This window comes from Pseudomonas sp. A214 (genome assembly GCF_900156295.1).
Lineage (GTDB): Bacteria > Pseudomonadota > Gammaproteobacteria > Pseudomonadales > Pseudomonadaceae > Aquipseudomonas > Aquipseudomonas rhizophila.
The window spans coordinates 1,745,544-1,762,780 of sequence record NZ_LT707062.1; the positions used below are offsets into that span (position 1 = coordinate 1,745,544).

The window sequence follows — 17,237 nt, forward strand, 5'->3', positions numbered from 1 at the left end:
ACGAGACCCTGCCATGAGTGAAGAGATCCTGATCAACATCACGCCGATGGAATCGCGCGTGGCGGTGGTTGAAAACGGTGTTCTGCAAGAAGTTCACGTCGAGCGCACGCAAAAACGTGGCATCGTCGGCAATATCTATAAAGGCAAGGTGGTGCGGGTGTTGCCGGGCATGCAGGCGGCGTTCGTCGATATTGGCCTGGATCGTGCGGCGTTCATTCATGCCTCGGAAATATCCATGCGTGAAGGCCCGGCCGTGGAGAGCATCAGTGCCCTGGTTCATGAAGGCCAGAGCCTGGTGGTCCAGGTCACCAAGGACCCCATCGGTTCCAAGGGCGCGCGCTTGACCACGCAGCTGTCGATTCCGTCGCGCTACCTGGTGTACATGCCGCGTACCGCTCACGTCGGCATTTCCCTGAAGATCGAAGATGAAGCCGAGCGCGAGCGCCTCAAGCAGGTGGTCAGCGATTGCGTGGAGAAAGAGGGCATCAAGGAAGCTGGAGGTTTCATCCTGCGCACCGCCGCCGAAGGGGCCGGGGCCGATGAAATTCTCATGGACATCCGCTATTTGCGCCGGCTCTGGGACCAGATTGCCGATCAGATCAAGACCATCGCCACCCCCAGCGTGATCTACGAAGACCTCGGTCTGGCATTGCGGACCCTGCGGGACCTGGTCAGCCCCAAGATTGAGAAAATCCGCATCGATTCCCGGGAAACCTTCCAGAAAACCACCCAGTTTGTGGCGGAGCTGATGCCGGAAATCGCTGATCGTCTCGAGCATTACCCCGGCGAGCGGCCGATTTTCGACCTGTACGGCGTCGAAGACGAAATCCAGAAGGCCCTGGAGCGTAAGGTGCCGCTCAAGTCCGGCGGCTACCTGGTGGTGGACCCGGCCGAGGCCATGAGCACCATTGACGTCAACACCGGGGCGTTCGTCGGCCATCGCAACCTCGAAGAAACCATCTTCAAGACCAACCTGGAAGCGGCCACCGCCATCGCTCGTCAGCTGCGCCTGCGCAACCTGGGCGGAATCATCATCATCGACTTCATCGACATGGAGCATGAAGAGCACCAGCGCCAGGTGCTGCGGACCCTGGAGAAACAACTCGAGCGCGACCACGCCAAGACCAACATCATCGGGATCACCGAACTGGGCCTGGTGCAGATGACCCGCAAGCGCACTCGCGAGAGCCTTGAGCAGGTGCTGTGCGAACCGTGCAGCAGTTGCCAGGGCCGGGGCAAGCTCAAGACCCCGGAAACCGTGTGTTACGAAATCTTCCGGGAAATCCTCCGGGAGGCACGCGCTTACCAGGCCACAGGTTATAGAGTGTTGGCGAACCAGAAAGTGGTGGATCGCCTGCTCGATGAAGAGTCAGGGAACGTTGCGGAACTGGAGGCCTTTATCGGTCGCACGATTCGCTTTCAGGTGGAAACCATGTATTCCCAGGAACAATACGACGTGGTGCTGCTCTGAAGTGGCTTCATGAGCGGCAGCCCCGCGGATTTGAATACTTTTGCCAGGGGAGCCCGCTGACATGGAGCGTCTGACACGCATTTTGGCCGCGCTGACCCGTTGGGGCCTGGGCCTGTGCGCGCTGCTGTTGGTGCTGGTGGCACTGTATGTCAGCCTCGGGCGAGAACTGGCTCCGCTGGTGGCCGAATACCGCGCCGAGGTCCAGACCCGCGCCAGCGAAGCGTTGGGCATCCCCGTGCATATCGGCAGCCTGGACGGTAGCTGGAGCGCCCTGGCCCCCATCCTGCTGGCCCACGACGTGATGGTCGGCGAGGGCGCCAATGCCTTGCATCTGGATCAGGTGCGGGCCGTGCCGGACTTGTGGGGCAGCCTGGTGGCGCGTCAGGTGCGCATTGCTCACCTGGAACTCAGCGGCCTGAAGATCAGCCTCAAGGAAGGCGCCGACGGCAAGTGGGCCCTGGAGGGGCTGCCAGTGCAGGACGATCAGCCCTTGGATCCCCAGCAACTGCTCGAGCGCATGCAGATGATCTCGAAGCTGTCGGTGCTCGACAGCCAGGTGACCTTGCAGCCGCTGGAACAACCACCTCTGACCCTGACCTATGTTGGCCTGAGCCTGCGCACTGGTGTTGCCCGTCAGCGTCTGGATGCCCGACTGACCCTGCCTGACGGCCAACCCGTCGCGATCAACCTGCGCACCCGTATCCGTGCCAGCGACTGGCAGAACGGCCAGGCTGATGTCTACCTGAGTCTGCCGCAAAGCGATTGGTCCAAATGGCTGCCGGAACGCCTGACCCGACAATGGCATTTTTCCCGGATCAAGGCTGGCGCAGAGTTCTGGCTGAGCTGGGGCGCGGGCACCGTGCAAAGCGCGGCCATTCGACTGAACGCGCCGGACATCCAGGGCGCCTATGCCGAGCGCAAGCCGGTGCAGATCCATAACCTGGCGCTCAACGGGTATTTCCAGCGCAGCGACCAGGGATTCAGCGCAACCTTCGATTCCCTGGCAATGAGCCTGGGCGAAACCCGTTGGGAATCGCGCCTGCAGTTGCAACAGAACAACGCCACCGAAAAAACCGAAGAACTCTGGCACGTGCAGGCTGATCGCCTCGACCTCACGCCGCTGACGCCGTTGCTCCATGCCCTGGCGCCGTTGCCCGAAGGCGTTGCCACGGCAATCGACCGGCTCAAGTTCACGGGCGGCCTGCGCAACGTGCTGGTGGACTACCGCCCGCAGAACAGCGGTGATCAGAAAGTCAGCTTCGCCACCAACCTGGACACCGTAGGCTTTGATGCCTATCGCGGCGCCCCGGCGGCGCGCAACGTGTCCGGGAGCCTGAGCGGCGACCTGGGCGGCGGTGAGCTGCGCATGGACAGCAAGGATTTTTCCCTGCACCTGGACCCGATCTTCGCCAAGCCCTGGCAATACTTGCAGGCTAACGCCCGGCTGACCTGGAAATTAGACAAACAAGGTTTCACGCTGATTGCGCCGTACCTGAAGGTACTGGGGGAGGAGGGCCGGATTGCCGGTGACTTCCTGATTCGCCTGCATTTCGACCACAGCCAGGAAGACTACATGGACCTGCGGGTCGGCCTGGTGGATGGCGACGGTCGCTATACCGCCAAGTATCTGCCTGCTGTCCTGAGCCCTGCGCTGGATGAGTGGCTGCGCACGGCAATCGTCAAGGGCGCGGTGGATCAGGGTTTTTTCCAGTATCAAGGTTCGCTGAACCACGGTGCCGAAGACGCGGCACGCAGCATCAGCCTGTTTTTCAAGGTGCATGATGCCGAACTGGCCTTCCAGCCGGGGTGGCCTTCGGTGAGCAAGGTCAGCGGGGATGTTTTCGTCGAAGACAGCGGCGTGCGCATCTTTGCCAGCCAGGGGCAGTTGCTGGACACCCAGGTCAGGAATGTTTCGGTGAACATCCCCCATGTGCCCAGCGGCCAGAATTCCCATCTGCTGTTGGACGGCGAGTTCGCCGGTGGCTTGGGCGACGGTTTGAAGATCCTGCAGACGGCGCCGATCGGTACGGCGCAGACATTCGCCGGCTGGGAAGGCGAGGGCGACCTGCAAGGCAGTGTGAAGCTGGATATTCCTTTGGCGAAAGGCGAGCAACCGAAGATTCTGGTGGACTTCAAGACCGACAAGGCCCGGCTCAAGCTCAGCGAGCCGGTGCTGGAGCTGACGCAGCTCAAGGGCGATTTCCGCTTCGACAGCAACAAAGGACTGAGCGGCAAGAATATCGCGGCCCGAGCGTTCGACCGGCCCGTGACCGCGCAGATTTTTGCCGAAGGCCGTGCCGGTGAACTGACTACGCGGGTGGCCGCCTCCGGACAGGTGGAGGTCAAGAAACTCACTGACTGGCTGAAGGTTACACAACCATTGCCGGTGACTGGCGTGGTGCCGTATCAGTTGCAGGTGATCCTCGACGGTGCCGACAGCCAACTGTCGGTCAGTTCCAGTCTCAAGGGCGTGGCCGTGGATCTGCCCGCGCCCTTCGGGTTGGCTCCCGATGCCGGGCGTGACACGGTGTTTCGCATGACCTTGCAAGGCGCGGAGCGCCGTTACTGGGTGGATTATGGCGACCTGGCCAGCTTCACCTACGCGGCGCCGAACGGACAGGTTGCAGACGGTCGCGGTGAACTCTTGCTCGGTAACGGTGATGCGATTCTGCCGGGAGGCAAGGGCCTGCGCCTGCGCGGGACGCTGTCGCAGCTGGATGTGAGTCCGTGGCAGGAGCTGGTGGGCAAGTATGCGGGGCAGGATCCGGGCGGTAGCGCCAAACAACTGCTTAGCAGCGTCGATCTGAACATCGGCAAGCTCACCGCCATGGGCACGACCCTGGACCGGGCTTCGGTGCAACTGGACCGCAAGCCTGACGCCTGGGCTTTGCGACTTGCCAGCGAGCAGGCCAAGGGCACCGCCAGTCTGCCGGACGCGAAGGCCGCACCGATCGGTATCAAGCTTGACTACATTCGCCTGCCGGCCGCCGACCCGACGGTCCAGACCGACGAAAACGCGCCGGACCCGCTGGCTTCGGTCGATCCTCGCAACATTCCGGCCATGGATATTGTCATTGACCAGTTGTTCCAGGGGCCCGACCTCATTGGTGCCTGGTCGTTGAAGGTGCGTCCGACAGGCAAGGGCATTGCCTTGAACAACCTGGACATGGGCCTCAAGGGCATGGTCTTGAGCGGCAACGGTGGCTGGGAAGGCGTCCCCGGCTCCACCAGCAGTTGGTACAAAGGCCGCATCGGTGGCAAGAACCTGGCCGATGTGCTCAAGGGCTGGGGCTATGCGCCGAGCGTGACCAGCGAGAAATTCCGCCTGGACGTCGATGGTCGCTGGCCTGGCTCGCCAGCGTGGGTCGCCACGAAGCGCTTCTCCGGGAGTCTGGATGCGTCGCTGAGCAAGGGCCAGTTCGTCGAGTTGGAAGGCGGCGCCCAGGCGCTGCGGGTATTTGGCTTGCTGAACTTCAACTCCATCGGCCGCCGATTGCGCCTGGACTTCTCTGACCTGTTCGGCAAAGGCTTGAGTTACGATCGGGTCAAGGGGCTGCTGGTGGCGAGCGACGGTGTTTACGTGACCCGTGAACCCATCACCCTGACGGGACCGTCGAGCAACCTGGAGCTCAACGGCACACTGGACATGGTGGCCGATCGGGTCGACGCCAAGTTGCAGGTGACGCTGCCGGTGACCAACAACCTGCCGATTGCTGCGCTGATTGTCGGCGCGCCAGCGGTGGGTGGGGCGCTGTTTCTGATCGACAAACTGATTGGCGACCGTGTGGCGCGCTTTGCCAGCGTAAGATACGACGTCAAGGGGCCGTGGAAAGAACCGAAGATAACCTTCGACAAGCCGTTCTGACAGGCGATGACATCCCCCTTGTGGGAGCGAGCCTGTGGGAGCAAAGCTTGCTCGCGATTGCGGTGTATCAGCCAGCCTATATGTTGGATGTAACTGCCTCATCGCGAGCAAGCTTTGCTCCCACAGCCGCCTCGAGCGAGGATAAAAAAGAGGGAAGCACCATGCCAGTGGCAGTGATTCAGATGGTCAGTCAAAGCGATGTGCTCGCCAATCTGGCCCGCGCTCGTGTGCTGCTGGAACAGGCTGCCGCTGGCGGCGCAAGGCTGGCGGTGCTGCCTGAAAACTTCGCGGCCATGGGCCGGCGGGATGTGGCGGACATCGGTCGTGCCGAGGCCTTTGGTCAGGGACCGATCCTGCCCTGGTTGAAACAGACCGCCCGTGACCTCAAGTTATGGATTGTGGCCGGCACGTTGCCGTTGCCGCCGATGGAACAACCGGACGCCAGGGTGCATGCCTGTTCGTTGCTGATCGATGATCAGGGCCAGATTGTCGCGCGCTACGACAAGCTGCACCTGTTCGATGTGGACGTGGCAGACAATCGCGGTCGTTATCGCGAGTCTGATGACTATGCTTATGGCTACAACGTGGTAGTGGCCGATACACCTGTAGGGCGGGTTGGTCTGACGGTTTGTTATGACTTGCGTTTCCCGGAACTCTATAGCGAGCTGCGCGCCGCCGGGGCTGAATTGATCACCGCGCCTTCGGCGTTTACCGCAGTGACGGGCGCTGCCCATTGGGAGGTGTTGATTCGCGCCCGGGCCATCGAGACCCAGTGTTATGTGCTGGCAGCCGCTCAGGGCGGGCTGCATCCAGGGCCACGGGAAACCTTTGGCCATGCAGCGATAGTCGATCCATGGGGCCGCGTGCTGGCGCAACAGGATCAAGGCGAGGCCGTTTTGCTGGCCGAGCGCGACAGCAGCGAACAGGCGTCCATCCGGGCGCGTATGCCGGTGGCTAGCCATCGGCGCTTTTTCTCGCAGGGCGCTCGACAGCGGCCTGTCCAAGACGACGAATTCAAGGCGTAGAACATATGAGCGGGTTGTTATCCTCAGTCAGTGAACACCTTTTAGCCCCCGGTGGCGTCACCCTCGAAAGCCTGCAAGGGGTGCTGGGCGACTTGGCCGGCCCGGGCATCGATGCAGCCGACCTGTATTTCCAAGGGATGATCTCCGAGTCCTGGTCGCTGGAAGACGGCATCGTCAAGGAAGGCAGTTTCAACCTTGACCAGGGTGTGGGTGTGCGTGCCCAGTCCGGGGAAAAAACCGGCTTTGCCTACAGCAACGCCATCACCCTTGAAGCACTGGGCGCCGCAGCCCGTGCCGCTCGTTCGATTTCCCGGGCCGGGCAGAACGGCAAGGTACAGGCCTTCAGCAGCCAGGACGTGACGCAGTTGTATGCGCCGGACAACCCGCTGGAAGTCATGAGCCGCGCCGAAAAGGTCGAGCTGCTCAAGCGCATCGACGTCGCCACTCGCGCCCTTGATCCACGCATCCAGCAAGTATCGGTGAGCATGGCCGGGGTCTGGGAGCGGATCCTGGTGGCGTCCACCGACGGCGGTCTGGCGGCGGACGTCCGGCCGCTGGTGCGTTTCAATGTCAGTGTGATCGTCGAGCAGAACGGTCGTCGCGAGCGCGGCGGCCATGGTGGCGGCGGACGTACCGATTACCGTTATTTCCTCAGCGAAGATCGCGCCATGGGTTACGCCCGCGAAGCGCTGCGCCAGGCCCTGGTCAACCTGGAAGCGATCCCGGCGCCGGCCGGCACATTGCCGGTGGTGCTGGGTTCTGGCTGGTCCGGTGTGCTGCTGCACGAAGCGGTGGGGCACGGTCTGGAAGGCGATTTCAACCGTAAGGGCAGCTCGGCCTACAGCGGCCGCATGGGCGAAATGGTCGCTTCGAAACTCTGCACCATCGTCGATGATGGCACCCTGGCCGGGCGTCGCGGCTCCCTGAGCGTCGACGATGAAGGCACCCCGACCGAATGCACCACCCTGATCGAGAACGGCGTGCTCAAGGGCTATATGCAAGACAAGCTCAACGCCCGCCTGATGGGCGTGGCCCGTACCGGCAATGGTCGCCGCGAGTCTTACGCGCATCTGCCGATGCCGCGCATGACCAACACCTACATGCTGGGCGGTCAGAGCGATCCGGCGGAAATCATCGCTTCGGTGAAAAAGGGTATTTACTGCGCCAACCTCGGCGGCGGCCAGGTGGATATCACCAGCGGCAAATTCGTGTTTTCCACCAGTGAGGCTTACCTGATCGAAGACGGCAAGATCACTGCGCCGGTCAAGGGCGCGACCCTGATCGGCAACGGGCCGGAGGCGATGAGCAAGGTGTCGATGGTCGGTAACGATCTGGCGCTGGACAGCGGCGTGGGGACGTGCGGCAAGGATGGGCAGTCAGTACCGGTGGGTGTCGGTCAGCCGACCCTGAAGATTGATGCGATTACCGTGGGTGGCACGGGCGCATGACGGGAGCGCTGGGTGGAGTGCGAGGCCTCCACCCACGGTCGTTACTCAGCGCAGGCCGCGTTGGGTTTCGTCCAGCTCACGAATGTATTTGAAGATTTTACGGCTCGAGGCCGGTGGCTTGTTTTGCGCCAACTCGTGCTGGGCCTGACGGATCAGGGAGCGCAGTTGCTGACGGTCAGCCTCCGGGTAGTCGATGACGAATTTTTCCAGTACGCCGTCATCGCCTGCGATCAGGCGATCGCGCCAGCGCTCCAGGTTATGGAAGCGTTCGTTGTACTGCCGGGTAGAGGCATCGAGTTGATCGAGCAGAACCAGGATGGCGTCAGTGTCCTGATCGCGCATCAGTTTGCCGATGAATTGCAGGTGCCGTTTACGCGCGATATTCGCGGTGTGCTTGGGCGCATCGGCCAGGGCCCGGCGCAAGGCGTCGGTCAGAGGCAGTTTGGCCAGCAAGTCAGGCTTGAGTGTTGTCAGGCGCTCGCCGAGGTCAACCAGAGCATGCAGCTCGCGTTTGACCTGGGATTTGCTTTTTTCACCCTCGTAGAGGGAGTCGTCGTAAGAATCAACCATGGTGGCAGTCCGCAAAGAAACGCCGCCATGATAACCAGTCGGGGGCCGCTTGTCCGGCCCGGTCGCACGAAGGCCTCAGGTTTGTACGCAAAGTCGCAAAGGCACTATTCGTACAAACCCTGACCGAAAGCAGAATTTGAGTGGAGATACACCATGAGTGCAGTTCAGAGCGTCGGCCCGCAAGCATTGCCGGCACTGCAGGAACAAGTCGAGCAGATCCTTGCCGAAGCCAAGCGACAGGGCGCCAGTGCGTGTGAGGTGGCGGTCTCTCTGGAACAAGGTTTGTCGACATCGGTACGCCAGCGCGAGGTGGAGACCGTCGAATTCAATCGCGACCAGGGGTTTGGCATCACGTTGTACGCCGGCCAGCGCAAGGGCTCGGCCAGCACGTCGGCCAGTGGTCCTGACGCCATTCGTGAAACCGTTGCCGCTGCGCTGGCGATCGCCCAGCACACCTCCGAGGACGAAGCTTCGGGCCTGGCCGATGCTGCGCTGATGTGCAAGGAACTGCGAGACTTCGACCTGTTCCACGCCTGGGACATCACCCCGGAACAAGCCATCGAGCAGGCGTTGCGCTGTGAAGCGGCGGCTTTCGACGCCGACCCGCGAATCAAAAACGCCGACGGCACGACCCTCAATACCCATCAGGGCTGCCGTGTATACGGTAACAGCCACGGTTTTATCGGTGGTTATGCGTCGACCCGGCACAGCCTCAGTTGCGTCATGATCGCCGAAGCCAACGGCCAGATGCAGCGCGACTACTGGTATGACGTGAACCGCCAGGGCAATCGTCTGGCAGATCCGGTGAGTATTGGCCGCAAAGCCGCGCAGCGGGCGGCCAGCCGCTTGGGGGCGCGGCCGGTGCCGACCTGTGAAGTGCCGGTGCTGTTTGCCGCCGAACTGGCCGGCGGGTTGTTTGGCAGCTTTTTGTCGGCGGTCTCCGGCGGCAATTTGTATCGCAAATCATCGTTTCTCGAAGGGGCACTCGGCCAGAAACTGTTCCCGGAGTGGATGACCATCGATGAGCGTCCGCACCTGATGCAGGCCATGGGCAGCTCGGCCTTCGACGGCGATGGCCTGGCCACCTACGCCAAGCCATTCGTGGAGAATGGCGAACTGGTGTCCTATATTCTCGGCACCTATTCCGGTCGCAAGCTTGGCATGCCCAGCACCGCCAATGCCGGTGGCGTGCATAACCTGTTCGTGACCCATGGCGAAGAGGACCAGGCAGCCTTGCTGCGTCGCATGGGCCGTGGCCTGCTGGTGACGGAACTGATGGGGCATGGCCTGAACATGGTCACCGGGGACTATTCTCGCGGCGCGGCGGGGTTCTGGGTCGAGAACGGCGAGATTCAGTTTGCCGTCCAGGAAGTCACCATCGCCGGTAACATGCGCGATATGTTCAAGCAGATCCTGGCGGTGGGTAACGACCTGGAACTGCGCAGCAACATCCGCACCGGCTCGGTGTTGATCGAGCGAATGACGGTAGCGGGTAGCTGACCTTCAGCGCAGTAAAAAAGGCGCGTCATCCAAGTGGATGACGCGCCTTTTTTATATTTAGAGGAACCTTGTGGCGAGGGGATTTATCCCCGTTGGGGTGCGAAGCGCCCCATTCAAACTGCCTGACTCATCGCCGTGTCAGGTTTTGGGGCTGCTTCGCACCCCAGCGGGGATAAATCCCCTCGCCACAATGAATCTGCTTCAGAGCTTGAGGCTATTCGCCTTCATCGAAGTAGTTGTTGATCAGCCCCACCAACGCATCCAGCGCCTCCTGCTCCTGTTCACCTTCGGTTCGCAGATGGATTTTGGTGCCTTGGCCGGCTGCCAGCATCATCATGGCCATGATGCTTTTGCCATTGATCATTTTCTCGGGGTCACGGCCCACGAGGATCTCGCAAGGAAACTGACCTGCCACACCGACGAACTTGGCTGACGCGCGGGCATGCAAGCCCAGCTTGTTGATGATTTCAATTTCCAGAGCGGGCATCGCGATGTGAATCCTTTAGCTGAGGTCGCGGTGGCGAACCTGGACGTTCTTCAGGGACTGTTGCAGGAGCTGACCCAAACGTTCGGTCAGGTAGACGGAGCGGTGATGGCCACCGGTACAGCCAATGGCAATCGTGACGTAGGCGCGGTTGCTCGCGGCAAAGCGCGGCAGCCATTTGAGCAGGTAGCTGGAGATGTCTTGGTACATTTCCTCGACATCCGGCTGGGCGGCCAGGTAGTCGATCACCGGCTGGTCGAGCCCCGATTGTTCGCGCAGCTCCGGTTTCCAATAAGGATTGGGCAGGCAGCGCACATCGAACACCAGGTCGGCGTCTACCGGCATTCCGCGCTTGAAACCGAACGACTCCACCAGAAATGCCGTACCCGGTTCCGGCTGGTTCAGCAGACGCAACTTGATGGTGTCGCGCAGTTGATACAGGTTCAGGTGGGTGGTATTGACCTTCAGGTCCGCCAGGTCGGCGATCGGCCCCAGCAGCTGACTCTCGTCATGAATGGCTTCGGCCAGGGAGCGGCTTGCGTTGCTCAGGGGATGACGCCGACGGGTTTCGGAGAAACGCTTGAGCAGCGTCTCCTCATCTGCATCCAGATACAGCACATCGCACTGGATGTGCCGATTGCGCACTTCCGCGAGCAGCTCCGGGAACCGCGACAGGTGGCTCGGCAGATTACGTGCATCGATGGAGACAGCCACCAGCGGTTGCGCCAGTTCGGTATGGATCAGGGCGCGCTCGGCCAGTTCCGGCAGCAGGCCGGCCGGCAGGTTGTCGATGCAGTAGTAGCCGCTGTCCTCAAGCACGTTAAGCGCCGTGCTTTTACCGGAGCCGGAGCGTCCGCTGACAATGATCATGCGCATGTTTAATGACCGTTCTGCTCGTCCAGGACAACCTGATACAAGGCTTCGTTGCTCGGCGCGCTGCGCAATTTCTCGCGCACTTCCTTGCGGTCCAGCATGCTGGCGATCTGGCGCAGCAGCTCAAGGTGCGCATCGGTCGCCGCTTCCGGTACCAGCAGTACAAACAGCAGGTCGACCGGTGCGCCGTCGATGGCGTCGAAATCTATGGGTGCTTCAAGGTGCAGCAACGCACTGATCGGCGCTGTACAGGCCTTGAGGCGGCAATGGGGAATGGCGATACCGTTGCCAAAGCCGGTGGAGCCCAGTTTTTCACGGGCAAACAGGGCCTCGAAGACATCCTGCATTTCCAGATCCGGTACCTCTCGGTGGATCAGGTTGGCAATTTGTTCGAGGGCTTTCTTTTTACTGCCACCCGGCACGTTCACCTGGGAACGGCCGGGGGTCAGGATGGATTCTAGTCGGATCATGGATTAGGGGGGTTAACGACCGGTCGCGCCCTGGAGGAGGCTCTGGGTCTTTTCCTTATGCTTTTTGAGTTGGCGATCCAGCTTGTCGGTCAGCAGGTCAATCGCGGCATACATGTCTTCATGCGCAGCATTGGCAACCACCTCTCCGCCGGGGATATGCAACGTGGCTTCGATTTTCTGCAGCAGCTTCTCGACGTTCATCGTGACTTGCACGTTGGTGATCTTGTCGAAATGCCTCTCCAATCGTTCGAGTTTTTCGCCGATGTATTCGCGAAGAGGTTCGGTCACTTCCAGTTGGTGTCCACTGATGTTGACTTGCATACAGCTTCTCCTTCGTTGCCAGTGCATAAAGCGGCAGGCAGAAATGCCTGCCACTGGAACGCTGTGGCGTGGCCTGTTACATCAACCGCTTGCGTTCGCTCGAAGGTGCGATCCCGAGGGATTCACGGTATTTGGCGACGGTACGGCGGGCCACCTGAATGCCTTGTGCCTCCAGTAAACCAGCGATCTTGCTGTCACTCAACGGCTTTTTCTGATTTTCCGCGGCCACCAGTTTTTTGATGATCGCGCGGATGGCTGTGGACGAGCATTCACCGCCTTCGGAGGTACTGACGTGGCTGGAGAAAAAGTATTTCAGTTCATAAATGCCCCGGGGGGTATGCATGAATTTCTGGGTGGTCACCCGCGAAATCGTCGACTCGTGCATGCCCACTGCCTCGGCAATGTCGTGCAGGACCAACGGCTTCATGGCTTCGTCGCCGTACTCCAGGAAGCCGCGCTGATGCTCGACGATCTGGGTGGCTACTTTCATCAGGGTTTCGTTGCGGCTTTGCAGGCTCTTGATGAACCAGCGCGCTTCCTGCAACTGGTTGCGCATGAAGGTGTTGTCGGCGCTGGTGTCCGCGCGCTTTACGAAGCCGGCGTACTGGGCGTTGACCCGCAGCTTGGGCACCGATTCCTGGTTCAGTTCCACCAGCCAGCGGTCGTTGTGCTTGCGCACGATCACGTCGGGAACCACGTATTCGGGTTCAGTGGACTCGATCTGCGAGCCTGGGCGCGGGTTGAGGCTCTGGACCAGTTCGATCACCTGGCGCAGTTCATCTTCCTTGAGCTTCATGCGACGCATCAACTGGCTGTAGTCGCGACCGCCCAGCAAGTCGATGTAGTCGGTGACCAGTCGCTTGGCTTCGGCCAGCCAAGGCGTCTTGGCGGGTAACTGACGCAGTTGCAGCAGCAGACACTCGCCCAGGTTGCGAGCACCGATGCCGGCGGGTTCGAACTGCTGGATGCGGTGCAGGACGGCTTCGATTTCGTCCAGCTCAATGTCCAGCTCGGGGTCAAAGGCCTCGAGGATTTCTTCAAGCGTCTCGTCCAGGTAGCCCTGATTGTTGATGCAGTCGATCAGGGTCACGGCAATCAGACGATCGGTATCGGACATCGGCGCCAGGTTCAGTTGCCACAGCAAGTGGCTCTGCAGGCTTTCGCCGGTGGAGGTGCGGGTAGTGAAGTCCCACTCGTCGTCATCGCTGCTGGGCAGGCTGCTGGCGCTGGTCTGGTAGACGTCTTCCCAGGCAGTATCCACGGGCAGATCGTTGGGGATGCGTTCATTCCATTCGCCATCCTCAAGGTTATCCACCGTCGGGGCGGTTTCCTGATAGGACGGTTCCGGGATTTCGGTGTTGGTCTTTTGCTCGACGTTATCGGCCAGCGGATCGGTGTTGTCGAAGTCGTCGCCTTCTTCCTGGCGTTCGAGCATCGGATTGGACTCCAGGGCCTCCTGGATTTCCTGTTGCAGGTCCAGGGTCGACAATTGGAGCAGGCGGATGGCCTGTTGCAGCTGCGGTGTCATCGTCAGCTGCTGGCCCATTCTCAAGACTAGCGATGGTTTCATGGCTGGGGCTTAACACCTTATTCGCCGGCGCACATGCGCCATCCACTACAGGGCGCCGAAGCGCCAAACTTAAGCAAATTATATGCCTGAAACTGAAGTGTTTGCCTAGGGCGTCACGTAATAAAATTAGCGACGCCGAGGTGATTGACCAGACACTTTTCGCTTACAGGCGGAACTCATGGCCCAAATACACTTCCTTGACCAGTTCATTGGCCAGGATGGTCGCGGAGTCGCCTTCGGCAATCAACTGGCCATCATTGACGATATAGGCGGTTTCACAGATATCCAGCGTCTCGCGAACGTTGTGGTCGGTGATCAATACGCCGATGCCCTTGGCCTTGAGATGGTGGATGATCTGCTTGATGTCGCCGACCGAAATCGGGTCCACGCCAGCGAATGGTTCGTCCAGCAGGATGAATTTCGGTGCGGTGGCCAGGGCGCGAGCGATTTCCACGCGGCGCCGTTCGCCACCGGACAGGCTCATGCCCAGGTTGTCGCGGATGTGGCTGATGTGGAATTCCTGCAGCAGGCTTTCCAGTTCCTGGCGGCGACCGGCCTTGTCGAGTTCCTTGCGGGTCTCGAGGATCGCCATGATGTTGTCGGCAACCGACAGTTTACGGAAGATCGACGCTTCTTGCGGCAGATAGCCGATACCGGCCTTCGCCCGGCCATGCATCGGCTGGTGGCTGACGTCCAGGTCGTCGATCAGGACGCGGCCCTGATCGGCCTGAACCAGGCCGACGATCATGTAGAAACAAGTGGTCTTGCCCGCGCCGTTGGGGCCGAGCAGGCCGACGATCTGGCCGCTGTCGATGGACAGGCTGACATCACGCACGACTTGGCGGCTCTTGTAGCTCTTGGCCAGGTGCTGAGCTTTCAGAGTTGCCATTACTGGGCCTTCTGCTCGTCGGTTTTCTTTTTCGGCTGGATGACCATGTCGATCCGTGGACGCTGCTCGGTGACCTTGCTGCCAGTGGCGCGACCGGCGCTGGCCAGCTTCTTGACCGTGTCGTAGACGATTTTCTCGCCCTGGGTGATGTTGTTGTCCTTGTCGACGACCTTGGCGCGATCGATCAGCACCACGCGGTCTTTGGCGGCGTGGTACTGAATGGTTACCCCGTAGCCTTGAACCGGCTTGGTGTCGCCCGCGGTTTGCATCTGCTCGAAGTAGGCCAGATTGCCCACCGAGGTGACGACGTCGATGTCGCCGGACTGGGTGCGGGTGATGGTCACGGTGTTGCCGGTGACCTTCATCGAACCCTGGGTGATGATCACGTCACCTTTATAGGTGGCTACACCGTTCTTGTCGTCCAGTTGGGCGTCGTCGGCCTGGATGCGGATAGGCTGGTCGCGGTCGGTGGGGAGGGCCCAGGCGCTCGCGCTTCCCAGTGCTGCGCCCAGACTGAGCAAAATAGGGAGGGTTTTAGCGAGCTTCATACTGTCCTCTTACGTTCGATAGCAGGTGTATCCTGCTTTCCTTCAAATACGCTTTCATTCCCGTGCCGGTCGACACACCACCGGCGCCGTCGATTCTAACGGGTTGCTCGGTCTGCGCATATTCTCGCTGCGGGAAGACTGTCATACGACTGCTGGTAATGATGGTCGTACGGTTCTTCTCATCGGTCCGGGCGATGCGTACCGAATCAATCAGTTCCACTTCGGTGCCGTCGGGATTGACCTCGGCGCGTTCGCTCTGCACGTGCCACGGAAACTCGGTGCCCCTGAACATGTTCAGGTCTGGCTTGGTGACCAGTGTGATTTCGCTGGCCTTGACGTGGTCGACTTTGTCGGACGTCATTTCATACTGCACTTTGCCATCGGGCAGGTATTGCAGGGTATGCGTGTTGGTCGCATACCAGTCGATATCATTTTCCTGGACCTTGACCGCAGGGCGGTCGAGGAAGCGTTCCGGGCTGATGTTCCAATAGCCGACCGCCGCGAAAATCGCTGCGATGCAGCCGAACACCACGATGGTGCGAATTTTCTTGCTTAGCATAAATGGCTCACAGATACGCGGCGTTGGCCGCCTCGAGGCGGCCTTGGGCGCGCAGGATCAGTTCACAGAATTCACGAGCGGCCCCTTCGCCGCCTCGCGCCGTGGTGATGCCGTGGGCGTGCTCGCGCACGAAGCCGGCCGCGTTTGCCACCGCCATGCCCAGGCCGACCCGACGAATCACCGGCAGGTCCGGCAGGTCGTCACCGAGGTAGGCGACCTGTTCATAGCTTAGGTTGAGTTGCCCCAGAAGCTCGTCCAGCACCACCAGTTTATCTTCTCGTCCCTGATACAGGTGGGGGATGCCGAGATTCTTCGCGCGCCGTTCGACCACTGGGGTCTTGCGGCCACTGATGATGGCGGTCTGCACGCCGGCGGCCATCAGCATCTTGATGCCCTGGCCGTCGAGGGTGTTGAAGGTCTTGAATTCGCTGCCGTCTTCGAGGAAATAAAGGCGGCCGTCGGTCAGGACGCCGTCCACGTCGAACACGGCCAGTTTGATCGCTTTGCCACGTTGCAGCAGGTCTGTGTTCATTTACATGACTCCCGCACGCAGCAAGTCGTGCATGTTCAGGGCGCCCACTGGGCGGTCTTCGTCGTCGACCACCACCAGGGCGCTGATCTTATGGTCTTCCATGATTTTCAAGGCCTCGGCGGCGAGCATCTCGGCGCGGGCAGTCTTGCCGTGGGGGGTCATGACCTGCTCGATGGTCGTACTGTGAATGTCGATCGGGTGGTCCAGGGTGCGACGCAGGTCGCCGTCGGTGAAGATCCCGGCGAGTTTGCCGTCAGTTTCGAGAATGACCGTCATGCCCAGACCCTTGCGGGTCATTTCCATGAGTGCATCCTTGAGCAGCGTGCCGCGTGGCACCTGTGGCAGCTCCTGACCTGCGTGCATCACGTTTTCCACTTTCAACAGCAGGCGACGGCCCAGGGCGCCGCCGGGGTGGGAGAACGCGAAGTCTTCAGCGGTAAACCCCCTGGCTTCCAGCAACGCCACGGCCAGGGCATCACCCATGACCAGGGTGGCGGTGGTGGAAGAGGTCGGCGCCAGGTTCAGCGGGCAAGCTTCGTGCTCGACATGAACATTGAGATTGACCTCGGCGGCTTTGGCCAGGGGCGAATCCGGATTGCCAGTGACACTGATCAGTTGGATCCCCAGGCGCTTGATCAGCGGCAGCAGGGTGATGATCTCATTGGTGGAGCCAGAGTTGGACAGGGCCAGGATGATGTCTTCCCGGGTGATCATGCCCATGTCACCGTGGCTGGCTTCGGCCGGATGGACAAAAAATGCCGGAGTGCCGGTGCTGGCCAGGGTGGCGGCGATCTTGTTGCCGATGTGTCCCGACTTGCCCATGCCGACCACGACCACCCGACCCTTGCTGGCCAGAATCATCTCGCAGGCACGTACGAAATCAGCGTCGATATGGGGCAGCAAGCCTTGTACGGCTTCGAGCTCGAGGCGGATGGTACGTTGTGCCGATTGAATCAGGTCGCTGGTTTGGTTCATGTCAGAGATCGTATGGCTCGATGAAAAGGCGGCGATTATAGCGGCAATGAACAATTCCCTCACGTTAGTTCGTCATGCTTTGTTCGAGCGATTCACATGACTTGATACAAAGTCTCTTCTTTTAGCTGTATCCGGAC

Annotated in this window: 16 protein-coding genes; 5 read left to right on the top strand and 11 right to left on the bottom strand. The window is 60.7% G+C overall.

Annotated features, from left to right (window positions below; all coding sequences use genetic code 11):
• Positions 1-13 precede the first annotated feature (13 nt).
• From rng to tldD, 4 genes are all read left to right on the top strand, one after another.
• A complete protein-coding gene (gene rng, locus BW979_RS07870; RefSeq protein ID WP_047228677.1) occupies positions 14-1,471 on the top strand; it encodes a ribonuclease G in 1,458 nt (485 codons plus the stop codon).
• 61 nt (positions 1,472-1,532) lie between these two features.
• The gene (locus BW979_RS07875) at positions 1,533-5,336 is read left to right on the top strand and encodes a YhdP family protein (RefSeq protein WP_076383561.1); all 3,804 of its coding nucleotides are present in this window, start codon (positions 1,533-1,535) and stop codon (positions 5,334-5,336) included.
• A gap of 161 nt (positions 5,337-5,497) precedes the next feature.
• A complete protein-coding gene (locus tag BW979_RS07880) occupies positions 5,498-6,361 on the top strand; it encodes a carbon-nitrogen hydrolase family protein (protein WP_047228675.1) in 864 nt (287 codons plus the stop codon).
• A 5-nt stretch (positions 6,362-6,366) separates the two neighbouring features.
• Entirely contained in the window at positions 6,367-7,809 is a 1,443-nt protein-coding gene (gene tldD, locus BW979_RS07885; RefSeq protein ID WP_047228674.1) for a metalloprotease TldD, read from the top strand.
• Positions 7,810-7,854: 45 nt separating this feature from the next.
• Here tldD and yjgA read toward each other — a convergent pair whose 3' ends face one another.
• Positions 7,855-8,379 (bottom strand): ribosome biogenesis factor YjgA, encoded by a 525-nt coding sequence (gene yjgA, locus BW979_RS07890; protein WP_003197830.1) that lies wholly within the window; start codon positions 8,377-8,379, stop codon positions 7,855-7,857.
• A 153-nt stretch (positions 8,380-8,532) separates the two neighbouring features.
• Between yjgA and pmbA the strand changes: the two genes are divergently transcribed.
• Positions 8,533-9,879: a metalloprotease PmbA gene (gene pmbA, locus BW979_RS07895; protein ID WP_047228673.1), complete on the top strand. Its 1,347-nt coding sequence runs from the start codon at positions 8,533-8,535 to the stop codon at positions 9,877-9,879.
• Between the two features lie 214 nt (positions 9,880-10,093).
• Here the strand turns inward: pmbA and BW979_RS07900 are convergent, their stop codons facing one another.
• The 10 genes from BW979_RS07900 to BW979_RS07945 all read right to left on the bottom strand — a co-directional run bounded on the left by BW979_RS07900 (position 10,094) and on the right by BW979_RS07945 (position 17,100).
• On the bottom strand, positions 10,094-10,366 hold the full coding sequence (locus tag BW979_RS07900; protein ID WP_047228672.1) for an HPr family phosphocarrier protein: 273 nt from the start codon (positions 10,364-10,366) through the stop codon (positions 10,094-10,096).
• A 15-nt stretch (positions 10,367-10,381) separates the two neighbouring features.
• Entirely contained in the window at positions 10,382-11,239 is an 858-nt protein-coding gene (rapZ, locus tag BW979_RS07905) for an RNase adapter RapZ (protein ID WP_047228671.1), read from the bottom strand.
• Between the two features lie 2 nt (positions 11,240-11,241).
• Complete coding sequence (gene ptsN / locus BW979_RS07910; RefSeq protein WP_047228670.1) at positions 11,242-11,706, bottom strand: PTS IIA-like nitrogen regulatory protein PtsN; 465 nt, start codon at positions 11,704-11,706, stop codon at positions 11,242-11,244.
• A gap of 12 nt (positions 11,707-11,718) precedes the next feature.
• Complete coding sequence (hpf, locus tag BW979_RS07915) at positions 11,719-12,027, bottom strand: ribosome hibernation-promoting factor, HPF/YfiA family (protein ID WP_047228669.1); 309 nt, start codon at positions 12,025-12,027, stop codon at positions 11,719-11,721.
• 76 nt (positions 12,028-12,103) lie between these two features.
• Complete coding sequence (locus BW979_RS07920) at positions 12,104-13,597, bottom strand: RNA polymerase factor sigma-54 (protein WP_047228668.1); 1,494 nt, start codon at positions 13,595-13,597, stop codon at positions 12,104-12,106.
• A 163-nt stretch (positions 13,598-13,760) separates the two neighbouring features.
• Entirely contained in the window at positions 13,761-14,486 is a 726-nt protein-coding gene (gene lptB / locus BW979_RS07925; protein ID WP_047228667.1) for an LPS export ABC transporter ATP-binding protein, read from the bottom strand.
• Positions 14,486-15,034 carry a lipopolysaccharide transport periplasmic protein LptA gene (gene lptA / locus BW979_RS07930; protein WP_076383562.1) on the bottom strand — a complete coding sequence of 183 codons (549 nt, stop codon included), beginning with the start codon at positions 15,032-15,034 and terminating at the stop codon, positions 14,486-14,488. The genes lptB and lptA overlap by 1 nt, the downstream gene beginning before the upstream one ends.
• Entirely contained in the window at positions 15,021-15,593 is a 573-nt protein-coding gene (gene lptC / locus BW979_RS07935; protein ID WP_047228665.1) for an LPS export ABC transporter periplasmic protein LptC, read from the bottom strand. Before lptC ends, lptA begins: the two co-directional genes overlap by 14 nt.
• A gap of 7 nt (positions 15,594-15,600) precedes the next feature.
• Positions 15,601-16,125 (bottom strand): KdsC family phosphatase, encoded by a 525-nt coding sequence (locus BW979_RS07940; protein ID WP_047228664.1) that lies wholly within the window; start codon positions 16,123-16,125, stop codon positions 15,601-15,603.
• On the bottom strand, positions 16,126-17,100 hold the full coding sequence (locus tag BW979_RS07945; RefSeq protein WP_076383563.1) for a KpsF/GutQ family sugar-phosphate isomerase: 975 nt from the start codon (positions 17,098-17,100) through the stop codon (positions 16,126-16,128). It lies immediately after the preceding gene.
• Positions 17,101-17,237: the final 137 nt, after the last annotated feature.